Genomic DNA, 14,915 nt, shown 5'->3' with positions numbered 1-14,915 from the left:
TTGCCGTTAAAATACTTATGGAGGTATTTGAATGAAAAACAAAAAGGTTTATTCTTCGCCTGAAGTTGAAGTAACTAAATTCTCATTTGAGAATATTCTCGCTGGCAGTGAGAACGATGATGTTGAATTGCAAAGAATTAAACAGAGCAACCCTGATGTTATTGCTACTGATGGTGCTGATGTAGAATGGTAATTTGTTATGAAAACTAAAAAATTCGTAAGAATTGCAAGTGTTATGCTTGTATTAATATTCACAATGTCAGCTTTTGTATCTGCTAACGCAGCTACATATTTTGAAGAAAACGGTTTTAAATATTCACCTATAAGCCAGTTTAATTGCAGAATTTACGGATACACCGACTCTAAAACAGATGTTGTTGTTCCTAATAAGCTCTCAACCTACACTGTTTTGGAAATTGCTGATTACGCATTTTTGAATAACACAGCGATTGAAAATATTTCATTTTCAAATGCAAAATCAATAGATGTAATCGGTGAGTTTGCTTTTAGCGGCTGTACTTCTTTGAAGTCGGTCAATATTCCTATGACGCTTGATAAAATCGGTTATGCCGCATTTATGGGCTGTACTTCTTTGACATCTGTAAATATCAGTTCTAATATTTCAGAAATTAAAGGACAGACTTTCCAGAACTGCACTTCTTTAACCGAGTTTACGGTTCCTAATTCTGTCGGTACAATTTCGGATTTTTCATTTGCAGGTTGCACCTCTCTTGAAAAAGTCGTTATTCCGAAAACAGTTAAAAATATTTCTGCCAAAGCATTTTTGAATTGTGATAAACTTACAATTTTCGGTTATACAAATTCTTATGCTGAAACTTATGCAGAGGAAAACGGAATTAACTTTGTATCTCTTGACAAGAAAATTCTTCTCGGCGATGTCAACCTTGACGGCAAAGTAGATGTAAACGATGTAACCTTACTTCAGCGCTACATCGCAGGTGAAACCGAAGTCATAACATCAAAAGACGCTTTGACTGTCGCTAACTTCAATAAAGACGACAACATTGATGTTCTCGATGTTACAGATATTCAGACATTCATTGCAAGCAGCGAAAACTAATAATTCAATTAAAAGCACAGGTGGCAACATCTGTGCTTTTTGTTGCTTATTTTCAGATATTGTAATATAATATATTTGGTGATGTTATGCCGATTTATAAAATAGCAGATATCGTGTGCAAATTGAAATCCAATTTTAAGGAATTTGAGTCAAAAGCAAAAGATTATCAATACTTTGGCGATGATCCGCCTTTAATAAAATTTACAATTCGTGAAGATTATGTGCGACAAAAATATGATGATAAAATGCTTATGAGCATTGGCGGATTGGAAAATATCTTTATGTCCGATATTTTCAATAAAAAAATACTTAAATTCAATGCAATATTTCTCCATTCTTCTGCAATTATCTATAAAGAAAAAGCGTATCTTTTTTCTGCCGATCCGGGAGTGGGCAAGTCAACGCACACAAAACTATGGATAAAAAAATTCGGCGCTGAAAATGTACAGATAATCAATGATGATAAACCGATTATCAGATTTATTGACAACGATTGGTATGTGTACGGTTCGCCTTTTGACGGTGGAAGTGGGGTAAACACTAATACTCGTGCAAAGCTCGGCGGAATAGTATTTCTTGAAAGGGCACAGACAAACAGCATTGTAAAGCTGAATAAAAAAGATGTTTTTCCTATGCTTTATAAGAATACAATTAAGTTATCCCTTGATGATGAGTACGCCGATTATATGTTGACTACTGCCGATAAGCTAATAATCGAAAATAATTTTTATTTGCTTAAATGTAATACGGATATTGAGTCAACTGAAATTTGTGAGAAATTTTTGACCGATGGGAGATAGCTATGAATAAGCTGAAAAAAATTCTTGATTCTGAAACCAACAAGTGGATATTCAAAAAAGCAAGACCGCAAATATTCAGCATAATTTTATTGTCGGTAATATACGGAGCAATGGCATATCTTGGTGTTGCCGTTGCAACCCTGTCGAGAGGTATCGTAGATTCAGCTGTTAATACCAATGTTGGTGGAATTGTTTTTTACGCAGTTATCCTAGTTTCACTTACAGTTGCACAACTTGTCATCAGGATATTAAGCAGGGTGCTGACTTTTAATGTGTCTGCTAAGCTTGAAATCCGTATGAAACAGGATTTATTCAATCACATTATAAGAAAAAAATACGATAGAATCTCCGAGATACATACAGGTGAATTGCTCAACAGAATTACAAGTGATGTTTCCGTTGTAGTTAGTTCTATAATTTCTATTATTCCAAACATTGTTTATTTTTTGGTAAAGTTGGTCGGCGTTTTTATAGTGCTTTTTTCGATTGACAAAACATTTTGCCTTGTGTTCGTTTTCGGTGGAGCGCTTATGTTTGCCGTTGTATTGCTCTTTAAGTCTAAAATGAAATCTTTGCATAAGGCAGTTCAGGAGTCTGACGGCAAAACTCGCTCTTTTTTTCAGGAGATATTTTCAAGTCTGCTCGTTGTAAAAACTTTCGGAGCTGAAAACAAGGTAGCCGAAAATGCAATGAATCTTCAGCAAAATAATTTTAGAATTAAGAGAATAAGAAACTATATTTCAATATTTGCTACCACAGGATTTTCGTTTGTTTTTGCCCTTGGCTATATGTATGCTCTCATATGGGGTGCGTTCGCTATCAGCGACCACACAATTACATACGGTGTGCTTACTTCTATGCTTGCCCTTGTATCCCAAATTCAAGGCCCTGTTCGTGGAATCAGCAGTATTTTGCCGTCTTATTATTCTGCGCTTGCGTCTGCCGAACGACTTATGGATATTGAAAACCTTGAGAACGAAGAGATAATCAACAAGTCTGATATTGATGTGCTCAAGCTGTATAGTCAAACCGAGAAAATCGTGTTTGATAATATCACTTTTAGCTACGGCAGGGAAGATGTGCTAAAAAATACAAGTCTTGCGTTAAATAAAGGTGACTTCGTTTTGCTTGCAGGCATTTCGGGAATTGGCAAAAGTACGCTTACAAAGCTGTTGCTTAATGTTATTACGCCCGATAACGGAGAAATTTACCTTTCGCTTGCAAATGGTGGTAAGGTGTATATAGATAAAAATGTGCGCAGTATGTTTTCATATGTGCCGCAGGGAAACTTTCTGCTTTCGGGCACTATCAGAGATAACATAGCTTTTACTGCTAATTCTCCCGATGATGAAAAAATCATTAAAGCCGCCAAGATAGCGTGTGCTTATGATTTTATAGAAAAATTACCCCAAAAACTCGATACTGTTGTGGGAGAGAACGGCAAGGGACTTTCTGAGGGACAAATTCAGAGAATTGCAATCGCAAGGGCAGTTTACTGCGACTCGCCGATTATAATTTTTGATGAGGCAACCTCGGCACTTGATGCTGATACCGAAGTGCAACTTCTCAAAAACTTAAAAACGCTTAAGAATAAAACCTGTATTCTCATTTCACATAAAATGGCAGCTAAGGAAATTTGCAACAAAGAAATTGTGATTGATAATAAAAAAATAATTTCTTACGATATTTAACCTTAGTACAAGCAAAATAAATCCTCTGACCGAATACTTATAATCAGGAGTATTTTTGATTATAGATTTTGTCAGAGGTGATTTTTTGTTTGAATTAATAAACTTTTTCGGTCAGTATATTTGCTTTTTTATTCTGCATATTTGCGGTAACGGTTCTTTTCCTAAACCGCTTTCAGAAAAAGAAGAACACGAATATCTTGTTCGCAGTGCTAACGGTGATATTGAGGCGAGAAATACTCTTGTTGAACACAATTTAAGACTTGTAGCTCACATAATAAAAAAATATTACGGAAATCAAAGCGAGCAGGACGATTTGGTGTCAATCGGCACTATCGGACTTATTAAGGCTATAAATACTTATGATCTAAGTAAAAAAATTAAGCTGTCAAGCTATGCCTCTCGCTGTATTGAAAATGAAATTCTTATGCATTTTCGCAACGCAAAAAAGACTGCACAGGACATTTCACTTAACGAAACCATTGACAGCGACAAAGACGGAAATCCGCTAACTTTGCTTGATATTATGTCTGTTGACGATAATATTCTTGAACAGCTTGATTTTCAACTGAACAGAAAAAAGCTCGGACAATTCATTAACGAGGAGCTTAGCCCAAGGGAAAAGATGATAATTGTAATGCGGTACGGCCTGGATGGAAACAAACCACAAACTCAAAAGAAAATTGCGCAAAAGCTGAATATATCTCGCTCGTATGTGAGCAGAATTGAAACCAAGGCACTAAAACTTTTGCGCAACAGATTTGATAACAGTTCTAATCTTTAGTATAAAAAAGGCGGTCAACAGACCGTCTTTTTCTTATGAGTTTATACTGTTTATAAGGTTTTGCATTTCAGCTTTTGAAGTTACATTGTGTGCTTTGTCAAGTAACTCCTGCTTTTCAGATTTATCCATCTGGGCAAATCTTTGCATTGCACTTTCATTTTTAGCAAGTGCATTCACAAAGCCTAACGGCATATCTTTATACATTTTCATCACCTGCTTTATCTTTTGCATTAATATCAAAAATTATACAGCAAATACAGTAAAACAGGTTATGGTTCGATTAAGTATTTTCACCGGTATTAAAAAAAGGACAGGCGATAAAGCCTGTCCGTAATATTATCAGTGGCAATGACAATCGTCACAATCTCCGATTTCACCGATGATTGGAGTAGGGTCAATACCGTTCTTCTTATAGTAATCTGCGAGAGCAGCCTTAATAGCCTGCTCGGCAAGAACAGAGCAGTGAACCTTTACCGGCGGAAGTCCGTCAAGAGCCTCCATAACTGCTTTGTTAGTGAGCTTTAAAGCCTCATCAATAGTTTTGCCCTTGATAAGCTCAGTAGCCATACTGCTTGTAGCAATAGCTGCACCGCAGCCAAAAGTTTTGAACTTAACATCTACAATTCTGTTGTCCTCAACTTTTATATACATTTTCATAATGTCGCCACATTTTGAGTTGCCAACCTCACCGATACCGTCTGCATCGGGAATTTCGCCAACATTTCTTGGATTGGCAAAGTGGTCCATTACCTTTTCAGAATAAGCCATATCTTAAACCTCCTGTTTTATAATTGAAATTACTTCTCCAAAGCCTCTTGTTTTTTGATTTTTTCCCAAAGAGGTGACATATTTCTAAGGTAGGTTACAATCTGCGGAATAACCTCGAGCATATAGTCAACATCTTCGTCAGTAAGCTCCGCTGAGAAAGAAAGACGCATACTTCCATGTGCAATTTCGTGGGGAAGACCGATAGCGAGAAGAACATGGCTCGGGTCAAGACTGCCTGAAGTACAAGCAGAGCCCGAAGACGCTGAAATTCCGTTCATATCAAGTCTTAAAAGCAAGCTTTCGCCCTCAATGCCCTCAAAGCACATATTTACATTACCCGGTAAGCGGTGAACTCTGTCGCCGTTTACTCTTGAACGCTCAATCTTGAGGAGTCCGTCAATAAGTCTGTCACGCAATTTTTCGAGATGCTCTCGTCTTTCGTCCATTGTGTCAACAGCCTCTTGGAGAGCTGCGTCAAGACCTACTACTCCTGCAACATTTTCAGTGCCGGCTCTTTTATTTCTTTCCTGAGCACCGCCGTCAATTAAATTCTCTATTCTGATACCTCGTCTGATATAGAGAAGTCCGATGCCCTTAGGGCCATGCAATTTATGAGCAGTCATTGAAAGCATATCAATATTCTGCTCCTGAACATTTATTTTTACATAACCTGCAGCCTGAACAGCGTCAGTATGGAATATTACTTTGTGTTTTCTGCAAATTGCGCCGATTTCGGTAATTGGCTGGATAGTACCGATTTCGTTGTTTGCATACATAATAGATACAATAGCTGTATCTTCTCTGATAGCGTTTTCTACATCTTCGGGGTGAACAATACCGTTTTCGTACACATCGAGGTAAGTTACCTCAAAGCCCTCTTTCTCAAGTGTTTGGCAGGTATGAAGAATAGCGTGGTGTTCAAACTTTGAAGTTATAATGTGTTTTTTGCCTTTTGCCTTAAGAGCTCTGCATACGCCCTTTAAAGCCCAGTTGTCAGATTCACTGCCGCCTGAGGTAAAGTATATCTCATTTGCGTTAGCCGCACCAAGGTTTTTTGCAATATTTTCTCTTGAATTTTCAAGAATTTCCTTGGCTTTACCGCCGATTCTGTAAAGACTTGACGGATTTCCGTAGTACTCGGTGAGTACAGGCATCATTTTTTCAAGTACAGTAGGCGATATAGCTGTTGTAGCGGAGTTGTCTGCATAAATATATCTCATACTTGATAATCTCCAATCTATATCTATATAAAATCGGTCATTAGGATTTAGAAAACTTGTGAGCCTCGGCAACCGCAAGGCGATCGCAGCGCTCATTTTCAGGGTGACCTGCATGACCTTTAACCCATACAACATCAACATTGTGGATATCACAAAGGGAAAGGAGCTTGTCCCAAAGCTCAGGGTTAAGAGCTTTTTCCTTTTTGTTGCGCATCCAGCCGTTTGCTTTCCACTTTTTTGCCCAACCGAGCTTTAATGCGTTGCAAACATATTGAGAATCACTATACAGAGTTACATTGCAAGGCTCTTTAAGTAGAGAAAGCGCACCAATTACGGCACTAATTTCCATACGGTTGTTTGTAGTGACAGCTTCTCCGCCCGAAATTTCTTTTTCGTGCTCATTATATCTCAAAATCGCACCCCAGCCACCGGGCCCCGGATTGCCGCTGCAAGCACCATCTGTAAAAATTTCAACTTGTTTCATTTGCAATTCTCCTTAGCTGATGTTCAACCTATATTATAATACGCAAAATCACCAAATGCAACCATATTTTATGTTTATTTTTTTAATTTAAGTATATTATTAGCTTAATTTATTAAATAATTATCCTGAATTTTGAATTGTTGTATATTTATGCTTTTATTCTTATATTTTTGCGCATACTAAAATAGTAGGATATGGAATGTTTACTGAAATGTAATATTAAAATTGTCATTTAATTCTTATACATGCTTGACATTCCTCTTGGATTTGCGGTAAAATAAAGAGAATTACAATTAGGATTTAATCTGTATGGAATACAGATATAAAATATTTATATACAGTATATTATTAATATTTCATTTTCTGATATGACCGTTTTGTATCAGACATTCGCTTTATGAATTTTCAGGCTTTTATATTTACATACAAAAGGAAGCTTTTTGCCTGTATTGTGTGAAATGTTAATTTTAATAAATTTTTTAATATGGAGGTAGATTTGTGAGTACAGAATACAAGTACGATAATCGAAGGAAAAATAACAGTTACAGTAAGTACTCAAAGGGTAAAAAGAATTATGGCGGATCTTACTACAAGCCGTCACAAGGCAGGGGGGAGTCTGATTCGTTTAAGAGCGGCAAAAGTGCTAAGAATTTTAAAAATTACCGCAAAAAGCCATATCAAAAACAGTCAAGGCCTGTTAAAAACAAGCCGTCGGTAAAAATTGCTTTTCTCGGCGGTCTTAATGAAATCGGCAAGAATATCACTATGATTGAATGTGAGAACGATATTATTCTTGTTGACTGCGGTATGGCATTCCCGGACGGTGATATGCTCGGCGTTGACCTCGTTATTCCGGATTTCACTTATATTGAGCAGAATCAGGATAAAATCAGAGGTATAGTGCTTACTCATGGTCACGAAGACCATATTGGCGGACTTCCGTTTTTGCTCGGCAGGGTTAATATTCCGATATACGGAACTTCTCTTACACTCGGTCTGGTAGGCAACAAGCTCAAGGAGCATAGCCTATATAATGAGTCGAGCCTTAACAGAGTGAACGCAGGTGAAACAATTAAACTCGGCTGTATGAGCGTTGAGTTTATTCATGTAAACCACTCTATTCCCGATGCGGTAGCTTTTGCTATTCGTACTCCGGCAGGTACTATTGTGCATACAGGCGACTTTAAAATCGACTGCACACCTATTACAGGAGATATGATAGATTTGTCTGCTTTTGCTCGTGTAGGTGACGAGGGTGTTTTGGCTCTCCTTGCCGAAAGTACAAACGCAGAGCGCCCCGGATATACTCAGACCGAGCGAACAGTATCTGACAGCTTTGACAACCTTTTCAGAAGAGCAGAGCACGACAGAATTATTATTGCAACCTTTGCGTCTAATGTAAACAGAGTACAGCAGATTATTAATTGTGCTGAAAAGTACGGCAGAAAGGTAGCTTTTTCGGGCAGAAGTATGGTCAACTATATGGCTGTTGCGAGTGAACTCGGCTATCTTAGCGTGCCTGAAAATATTTTAATTGACCTTGATATGCTCGACAGATACCCAAGAGAGCAGATTGTGCTTGTTACAACAGGCAGTCAGGGTGAACCGATGAGTGCATTGTCGAGAATGGCATATTCCGACCACCGCAAGGTTATGGTTGGCGAGGGCGATTTTATTATAATTTCAGCTAATCCTATTCCTGGCAATGAAAAAACAGTCGGTAATGTTGTTGACGAATTGCTTAAAAAGGGATGTAAGGTTGTTTACGAATCAATGTATGAGGTTCATGTATCGGGCCATGCTTGTCAGGAAGAGCTTAAGATTATTCACAAGCTCGTTAAGCCTAAGTATTTTATTCCTGTTCATGGTGAGCAAAAGCATTTGAGAAAACACGCTGATCTCGCTATGTTCCTCGGAATGGAGCGAAAGAATATTTATATTGGTGATGTGGGCAGCTGCATAGAAATCAACGAAAACTATATGAAAGAGTTGCCGTCAGTACCGGCAGGCAAGGTATTTGTTGATGGTCTTGGTGTAGGCGATGTAGGAAGTATTGTACTTCGTGACAGAAAGCACCTCGGACAGGACGGACTTATTATCATTGTTGCCTCTCTCGATGTTTACGACGGTCATGTAATCAGCGGCCCTGATATTGTATCAAGAGGCTTTGTATATGTTCGTGAGAGCGAGGGCTTGCTTGACGAGGTAAAACAGGTTGCAGGCAACATTCTTGAAGAATGTGCAGAAAACAACATTCACGAGTGGGGCATTATCAAAAACAGAATTAAAGATGATGTTTCTAAGCTCATTTCTCAGAAAACACGCAGAAACCCAATGATTCTTCCGATTTTACAGGAAGTTTAAACTAAAACTAAGAAAGGAAGGGCTTGAATTGAGAAAGAAAAAATATTCAACATTGCCGTCATTTATAATATTTTCGGTTGCAATGCTTGCTATGTCTTTTGCTTCATATGGCTATGACCCTATGCTTTGCTATATTGAAATTGCCGTTTCAGCTGTTACCGCAGGCATAGTCGTAATTTCAACCCTTCGCTTTCAAAATTATATATCAAACACCGTACACAGTACCGTTGAAAAAATTAACGGGTTTAATCCCGAATTTCTTGATAAATATAAAATTCCCGTTGCTGTGCTTGGCGCTGACGGAGAAATTATTTGGAGCAATACGAGATTTAGAAAACAGTTTTGCAACGGCAAAAACCCCGAGGGCGATATGATTTCGCCATACATAGGGGATAAAAAAATTACGGCAATCGCTGACCACGATACTTTTGAAACCGCTTGCAACGGCAACGAGTTTGTCGGCTTTGCTATCTCCACACAAGAGGGCTATGTCTGTTATTTTGTGGAGAATACATATTATAAGCAGATTATGCGTGAATACCACGCTACACGCCCTTGTGTTGCTATAATTACATTTGACAACAGTGATGACTTTTCAAATGAATCCGATGAAATTTATTCCGAAGTTTCGCTTAATGTTCAGTCGTTTTTGCAAAGATGGGCAAACGAATATAACGCACTGTTCAAAATTATAGGCAGTAATCGTTATATGATTATTTTTAAGGAAACCGATGTTGACAAGCTCGTTGAGCAAAAATTCCCGATCCTTCAGGAAATTCACTCCATAAAAGCAGGTCAGCATTCAGCTACCGTATCAATCGGTTTGTGCCGAGGTATAAATTCACTTAAAGACAGCGAAACCAATGCAAGAAAAGCGCTTGAAATGGCACTTGGCAGAGGTGGAGATCAGGTTGCAATTATAAGCAATAATGTCTATGAATTTTTCGGCGGCACCTCGGCTACCTCAGAAAAAGTCAGTAAGGTTCGTATGCGTGTTATCGCAAATGCCATTACCCGTACAATCAACGACTGCGACAAGGTGCTTATAATGGGTCACAGATTTTCTGACCTCGACTGCGTGGGCGCAGCTATCGGTATGCAGTCGGTTATGGAAAATTCTTTTAATTTGTATTCTAAAATCGTAATTGATAAAACAAAGACCATGGCTGAAAAGCTCATTGACTATGCCGAGAAAAATATCGGCGGAGATATTTTTATTACTCCCGAAGAGGCAATGACGCAAATAACACCGAAAACTTTGCTTATTATTGTGGATACTCACCTTAGAAATTCACTTGAAAGTCCGCAAATTTACGATCAGTGCAAAAAGGTAATTGTCATAGACCACCACCGCAGAGCGGTGAATTACATAGATAATGCCATTGTATTTTGTCATGAGCCGTTTGCATCTTCGGCTTGTGAAATGTGCAGTGAAATTATAAGCTGTATTGATGACAAGGCGGTAGGCTATGCTCAGGCTGACGCACTCCTTGCAGGAATTATGCTTGATACCAAGAATTTTGTATTAAAAACAGGCGTAAGAACCTTTGAGGCGGCGGCATATTTGAGAAGACGAGGAGCAACTACTATTAATGTTAAGCAGATGTTCTCAGATTCCATTGAAACCTACCGAGAAAAAGTAAACATTGTGTGTGATGCTAAGATATACAAGGGATGCGCCATTTCAGTGGCAAAAGGCGCTGACGGCGATGTAAGACTTGCATCGGCTCAGGCGGCAGACGAATTGCTGACACTTGAAAATGTAAAGGCATCTTTTGTAATTTACGAAAGCAGCGGCAAGATATGTATTTCTGCTCGCAGCTTCGGCGCAGTAAATGTGCAGATAATTATGGAAAAACTCGGCGGAGGCGGACACCAAACAATGTCTGCTACTCAGCTTAGTGATATAAATAAAGAACAGGCGCTCAAGATGCTTATTGATGTTATAGACACAAATCTTGAGGACGCAAGTTGCAAATAACAGAAAGGAACGATATTATGAAAGTTATACTTTTGCAGGATGTTAAGGCACTCGGTAAAAAAGGTGACCTTGTAAACGCCTCAGACGGTTATGCAAGAAATTTTCTTTTTCCAAAGAACCTTGCTCGAGAGGCAAATGCACAAGCTATGAATGAATATAAAAACGCAGAAAACTCAAAGAATTTTAAAATTGCTACCGAGAAAAAGCAGGCTGAGGGTTACAAGGCTCAGCTTGAGGGCAAAACCTTTGAGATGAAAGCAAAAGCAGGTCAGGGCGGCAGACTTTTCGGCAGTATTACTGCAAAACAGGTTGCCGAGGAGATTAAAAAGCAGTATAATATAAATATCGACAAGCGCAAGGTTGTGCTTGAAAGCGATATTAAAGAGTTTGGCTCTTACAAAGCTGATGTAAAACTTTATACAGGCATTGTTGCCAATATTACAGTTAAGGTTTCTGAGGCTTAATTTTTATTACAGTAAATTAAAGGAGAGGTGACAGATGGCGGATAATCAGATTTCAAGCAGCTATGACGGACTTCATATGCCGTACAGTCCAGAGGCTGAACAAGCATTGCTGGGTGCAATTATTCTTGAAAGCGATGTATTTGACAAAGTAATTGAATACATTAAGTCGCCCGATTATTTTTATGTATCTCTCCATAAGCTGATTTTCAAGACAATGACCGAAATGGTCAACTTTGGCGGCAAAATCGACTTTGTTACCTTGCTTGAAAAGCTAAAGCAGACAGGCTCTTTTGATGAAACCACAGGTAAGACATACCTTTATGACCTTGCCAACAACTGCCCGTCCATTTCAAATGCAGAGGCTTATGCCGAGGTTATAAGAGATAAGTATAACACACGCAGACTCATTACCGCAGCCAGAGAGATTATTGATGACGCAACGGCAGGTACAGAGGATACCTCGGTTATAATTGACTCTGCCGAGCAGAAAATTTTTGATATAAGACAGGGCAACGAGAAAAAAGGTCTTGAAAGGATAAATTCTGTTATTATGCAGACTTTCGACCGACTTGACGCTCTCAACAGCGCTACCGATGACAGTATGAAACCTGTATCGACAGGTATCGGTGACCTTGACAGAGTTATTACAGGTCTTAACCGAAGTGACCTTATACTTCTTGCCGCCCGTCCTGGTATGGGTAAAACAAGTTTTGCACTGAATATCGCCCGTTATGTAGCCTGTACGGCAAAAAAGACTGTTGCCTTTTTCTCTTTGGAAATGTCAAAGGAACAGCTCGCAAGCCGTTTGCTTTCATCCGAGGCACTTATTGAGGGCACAAAGCTGAGAACAGGCAAGCTCAACGATGAAGAATGGGGCAGACTTATTCCTGCAAGCGATATTCTCGGAAAATCTGAACTTTATCTTGATGATTCTCCGGGTATTACAATAACCGAAATGAAGTCAAAGCTCAGAAGAATGAGAAATCTTGACCTTGTTATCATAGACTACTTACAGCTTATGGGCAGTGGCAGACGAATTGATAACAGAGTACAGGAAATCTCTGAGATTACAAGAAATTTAAAAATTCTTGCTAAGGAAATGAATGTTCCTGTTGTCACACTTTCACAGCTTTCTCGTGCGAGTGAGCAGAGAACAGACCACAGACCGCAGCTTTCCGACCTTCGAGATTCAGGTTCTATCGAGCAGGATGCCGATATTGTACTCTTTCTTTATCGTGAGGGTTATTACGATAAAAATGAGGACGATTCTCCGCAGGGCGCAGATCAGAATTCGGGTGAGTGTATAGTTGCTAAAAACCGTCATGGTGAGGCTCGTACAGTAAAAATGCATTGGCAGGGCGAATTTATGAGATTTACAGGTACGGAGGACAGAAGTGAGTAATCCTTTTTTAACCGCTGTAAATAAATACAATTTGCTTGAAAATAATGATACTGTTGCGGTTGCACTTTCGGGTGGCGCAGATTCGGTTTCTCTGCTGCATATGCTTTATTCTGTAAAGCAGAAATATAATCTTACCTTGTATGCAATCCATATAAACCATATGATACGAGGTGCAGAGGCAGACAGGGACGAAGAATTTTGCAGAAAATACTGCGAAAAACTCTCGGTTAAGCTGTTTGTAAAAAGAATAGATGTGCCAAACATTGCTAAGGATGAAAAAATCAGTACGGAGCTTTGTGGAAGGAATGTCAGATATAAGGCTTTTGACGAGCTTTCCAAAGAGCTTGGCTGTAAAATCGCAACGGCTCATACATTGTCGGATAATGCGGAAACCTTTATGATTAATCTTATAAGAGGTACTTCGCTCAACGGACTTTGTGCTATTCCCGAAAAACGAGATGACATAATCAGACCGCTGATTTTATGTGACAGAGCGTACATTGAAAGTTATTGCAAAGCAAATTCGCTTGATTTTGTAACCGACAGCACAAATCTTACCGATGATTACACACGAAATAAAATCCGTCACAATGTTATTACTGAACTTAAAAAAATCAATCCGAGTTTTGAAACCTCGTTAAAGCGCCTTTGCGATGATGCCAAAAATCTAGCCGAATATATGGACAAGCAAACGGCTGCCGCAATGAGTGATTGCAAGCGTGAATACGGATACAGTACTCAAAAGATTTGCGTGCTTGATAAAATAATCAGGCAGAATGTAATTAAAAAAATTTGTCTTGAGAGTACAAGCTGTATTCCTGAGCATATTCACATTGAACTTATAGAGAATATACTCGCAAAAGGCGGAAGTGTGGATTTGTTTGGAGATTTCAGAGCGGTTGCCAAGCAGGGAATACTCAGAATTGAAAAGACCGATAATAATAATACTGATGAAGAATTATTGTTTTCAAATATAATTGATAAGGAATTTATCTTTAATAACATAAAATATTTTGTTAAAGAAATAAAAAATACAGATATAACCGTTGAAAATCAAATTTATCTTTCTGATGAAGAAATCAATGCCGCCGTTTTGCGTACTCGCAGGCAGGGCGACAAGATATATTTTGAAGAAAGAAACCTTACTAAGCCTTTACGCAAGGCTATGAATGAATTTAAAATCCCGTCTGAGCTGAGGGATGAAATTCCTCTCGTGGCAGTGAACAGTAATGTTAAGTGGTGCAAGGGGATAAAATCCGTTCAGACTTCTTATAGTGCAGAAAAAAGAAAATTTTTAATATGTGAGCAAGGGAGGATTTTTTGTGCATAAGGACATAGAAAAAGTACTTTACAGCGAAAAAGATATTGAAAATATTGTGAAATCGCTTGCAAAAGAAATTGAAAAGGATTATAATGGCAAAGACTTTATAATGGTTGGTTTGCTTAAGGGCTGCGTATCGTTTATGGTTGATTTAATGAGAGAAATTAACCTTGATTTCGGTATTGATTTTTTTGCAGTTTCAAGCTATGGCGATTCAACGGTAAGCTCAGGCAGAGTAAATATTCAGAAAGATATTTCAACCTCTGTTGACGGCAAGCACATTCTTATTGTAGAGGATATTGTGGATTCGGGCAGAACACTTGCTTTTATTTCTCAGTATCTTTATGCTAAAAATGCTGCATCAGTAAAGATTTGTACTCTCTTTAACAAGCCTGAAAGACGAGTTGCCGATATTGATGTTGCCTATGTTGGCTCGGTTATTCCTGACGCTTTCATTGTTGGCTACGGTCTTGACTATGCCGAAAAATACAGAAACCTCCCTTATGTCGGCGTACTTAAGGAATCTGTTTATTCACACGATACATAAAATTACGCTTT

The 14,915-nt window shown here is 38.6% G+C and carries 15 protein-coding genes; 11 read left to right on the top strand and 4 right to left on the bottom strand.

The features are described 5' to 3' along the window. Positions 1-31 precede the first annotated feature (31 nt). The 5 genes from DXC23_RS12360 (at position 32) to sigK (ending at position 4,353) form a co-directional block, all read left to right on the top strand. Positions 32-193 carry a hypothetical protein gene (locus DXC23_RS12360; RefSeq protein WP_158552409.1) on the top strand — a complete coding sequence of 54 codons (162 nt, stop codon included), beginning with the start codon at positions 32-34 and terminating at the stop codon, positions 191-193. Between the two features lie 6 nt (positions 194-199). Beyond that, the gene (locus DXC23_RS02785) at positions 200-1,081 is read left to right on the top strand and encodes a leucine-rich repeat protein (RefSeq protein WP_117704667.1); all 882 of its coding nucleotides are present in this window, start codon (positions 200-202) and stop codon (positions 1,079-1,081) included. Positions 1,082-1,167: 86 nt separating this feature from the next. Further along, a complete protein-coding gene (locus tag DXC23_RS02780) occupies positions 1,168-1,881 on the top strand; it encodes a hypothetical protein (RefSeq protein WP_117704666.1) in 714 nt (237 codons plus the stop codon). Between the two features lie 2 nt (positions 1,882-1,883). Beyond that, positions 1,884-3,572: an ABC transporter ATP-binding protein gene (locus tag DXC23_RS02775; RefSeq protein WP_117704665.1), complete on the top strand. Its 1,689-nt coding sequence runs from the start codon at positions 1,884-1,886 to the stop codon at positions 3,570-3,572. Positions 3,573-3,657: 85 nt separating this feature from the next. After that, a complete protein-coding gene (gene sigK, locus DXC23_RS02770) occupies positions 3,658-4,353 on the top strand; it encodes an RNA polymerase sporulation sigma factor SigK (RefSeq protein WP_117705057.1) in 696 nt (231 codons plus the stop codon). 33 nt (positions 4,354-4,386) lie between these two features. Here the strand turns inward: sigK and DXC23_RS12355 are convergent, their stop codons facing one another. The 4 genes from DXC23_RS12355 to rnhA form a co-directional block, all read right to left on the bottom strand. Beyond that, positions 4,387-4,557: a hypothetical protein gene (locus DXC23_RS12355; RefSeq protein ID WP_158552408.1), complete on the bottom strand. Its 171-nt coding sequence runs from the start codon at positions 4,555-4,557 to the stop codon at positions 4,387-4,389. A 135-nt stretch (positions 4,558-4,692) separates the two neighbouring features. Then, positions 4,693-5,121: a Fe-S cluster assembly scaffold protein NifU gene (gene nifU, locus DXC23_RS02765; RefSeq protein ID WP_117704664.1), complete on the bottom strand. Its 429-nt coding sequence runs from the start codon at positions 5,119-5,121 to the stop codon at positions 4,693-4,695. A gap of 29 nt (positions 5,122-5,150) precedes the next feature. Continuing rightward, positions 5,151-6,341, bottom strand: coding sequence for a cysteine desulfurase NifS (gene nifS, locus DXC23_RS02760; protein WP_117704663.1), 1,191 nt, complete (start codon positions 6,339-6,341; stop codon positions 5,151-5,153). A gap of 40 nt (positions 6,342-6,381) precedes the next feature. Then, on the bottom strand, positions 6,382-6,825 hold the full coding sequence (gene rnhA / locus DXC23_RS02755) for a ribonuclease HI (RefSeq protein WP_117704662.1): 444 nt from the start codon (positions 6,823-6,825) through the stop codon (positions 6,382-6,384). Positions 6,826-7,323: 498 nt separating this feature from the next. Between rnhA and DXC23_RS02750 the strand changes: the two genes are divergently transcribed. From DXC23_RS02750 to hpt, 6 genes are read left to right on the top strand one after another with little or no spacing between them, the layout of a single operon-like run. Then, positions 7,324-9,189, top strand: a complete 1,866-nt coding sequence (locus DXC23_RS02750) for a ribonuclease J (protein WP_117704661.1) — start codon at positions 7,324-7,326, stop codon at positions 9,187-9,189. Positions 9,190-9,217: 28 nt separating this feature from the next. Further along, on the top strand, positions 9,218-11,170 hold the full coding sequence (locus tag DXC23_RS02745; RefSeq protein WP_117704660.1) for a DHH family phosphoesterase: 1,953 nt from the start codon (positions 9,218-9,220) through the stop codon (positions 11,168-11,170). A 17-nt stretch (positions 11,171-11,187) separates the two neighbouring features. After that, complete coding sequence (gene rplI / locus DXC23_RS02740; RefSeq protein ID WP_117705056.1) at positions 11,188-11,634, top strand: 50S ribosomal protein L9; 447 nt, start codon at positions 11,188-11,190, stop codon at positions 11,632-11,634. A gap of 34 nt (positions 11,635-11,668) precedes the next feature. Further along, positions 11,669-13,036 (top strand): replicative DNA helicase, encoded by a 1,368-nt coding sequence (dnaB, locus tag DXC23_RS02735; protein ID WP_117704659.1) that lies wholly within the window; start codon positions 11,669-11,671, stop codon positions 13,034-13,036. Next, positions 13,029-14,366 (top strand): tRNA lysidine(34) synthetase TilS, encoded by a 1,338-nt coding sequence (gene tilS, locus DXC23_RS02730; RefSeq protein WP_117704658.1) that lies wholly within the window; start codon positions 13,029-13,031, stop codon positions 14,364-14,366. Before dnaB ends, tilS begins: the two co-directional genes overlap by 8 nt. Further along, positions 14,359-14,904, top strand: coding sequence for a hypoxanthine phosphoribosyltransferase (gene hpt, locus DXC23_RS02725; protein ID WP_117704657.1), 546 nt, complete (start codon positions 14,359-14,361; stop codon positions 14,902-14,904). The genes tilS and hpt overlap by 8 nt, the downstream gene beginning before the upstream one ends. Positions 14,905-14,915 lie beyond the last annotated feature (11 nt).

Origin of the sequence: Eubacterium sp. OM08-24, assembly GCF_003438075.1 — a bacterium.
Lineage (GTDB): Bacteria > Bacillota > Clostridia > Oscillospirales > Acutalibacteraceae > Ruminococcoides.
This window is presented reverse-complemented; position numbering and strand designations above follow the sequence as displayed.

What these genes read in the sequence shown, in the direction of transcription:
- DXC23_RS12360 (WP_158552409.1), top strand. Translation starts at nt 32, where the DNA reads ATGAAAAACAAAAAGGTTTATTCTTCGCCTGAAGTTGAAGTAACTAAA.
- DXC23_RS02785 (WP_117704667.1), top strand. Translation starts at nt 200, where the DNA reads ATGAAAACTAAAAAATTCGTAAGAATTGCAAGTGTTATGCTTGTATTA.
- DXC23_RS02780 (WP_117704666.1), top strand. Translation starts at nt 1,168, where the DNA reads ATGCCGATTTATAAAATAGCAGATATCGTGTGCAAATTGAAATCCAAT.
- DXC23_RS02775 (WP_117704665.1), top strand. Translation starts at nt 1,884, where the DNA reads ATGAATAAGCTGAAAAAAATTCTTGATTCTGAAACCAACAAGTGGATA.
- DXC23_RS12355 (WP_158552408.1), bottom strand. Translation starts at nt 4,557, where the DNA reads ATGTATAAAGATATGCCGTTAGGCTTTGTGAATGCACTTGCTAAAAAT.
- nifU (WP_117704664.1), bottom strand. Translation starts at nt 5,121, where the DNA reads ATGGCTTATTCTGAAAAGGTAATGGACCACTTTGCCAATCCAAGAAAT.
- nifS (WP_117704663.1), bottom strand. Translation starts at nt 6,341, where the DNA reads ATGAGATATATTTATGCAGACAACTCCGCTACAACAGCTATATCGCCT.
- rnhA (WP_117704662.1), bottom strand. Translation starts at nt 6,825, where the DNA reads ATGAAACAAGTTGAAATTTTTACAGATGGTGCTTGCAGCGGCAATCCG.
- rplI (WP_117705056.1), top strand. Translation starts at nt 11,188, where the DNA reads ATGAAAGTTATACTTTTGCAGGATGTTAAGGCACTCGGTAAAAAAGGT.
- dnaB (WP_117704659.1), top strand. Translation starts at nt 11,669, where the DNA reads ATGGCGGATAATCAGATTTCAAGCAGCTATGACGGACTTCATATGCCG.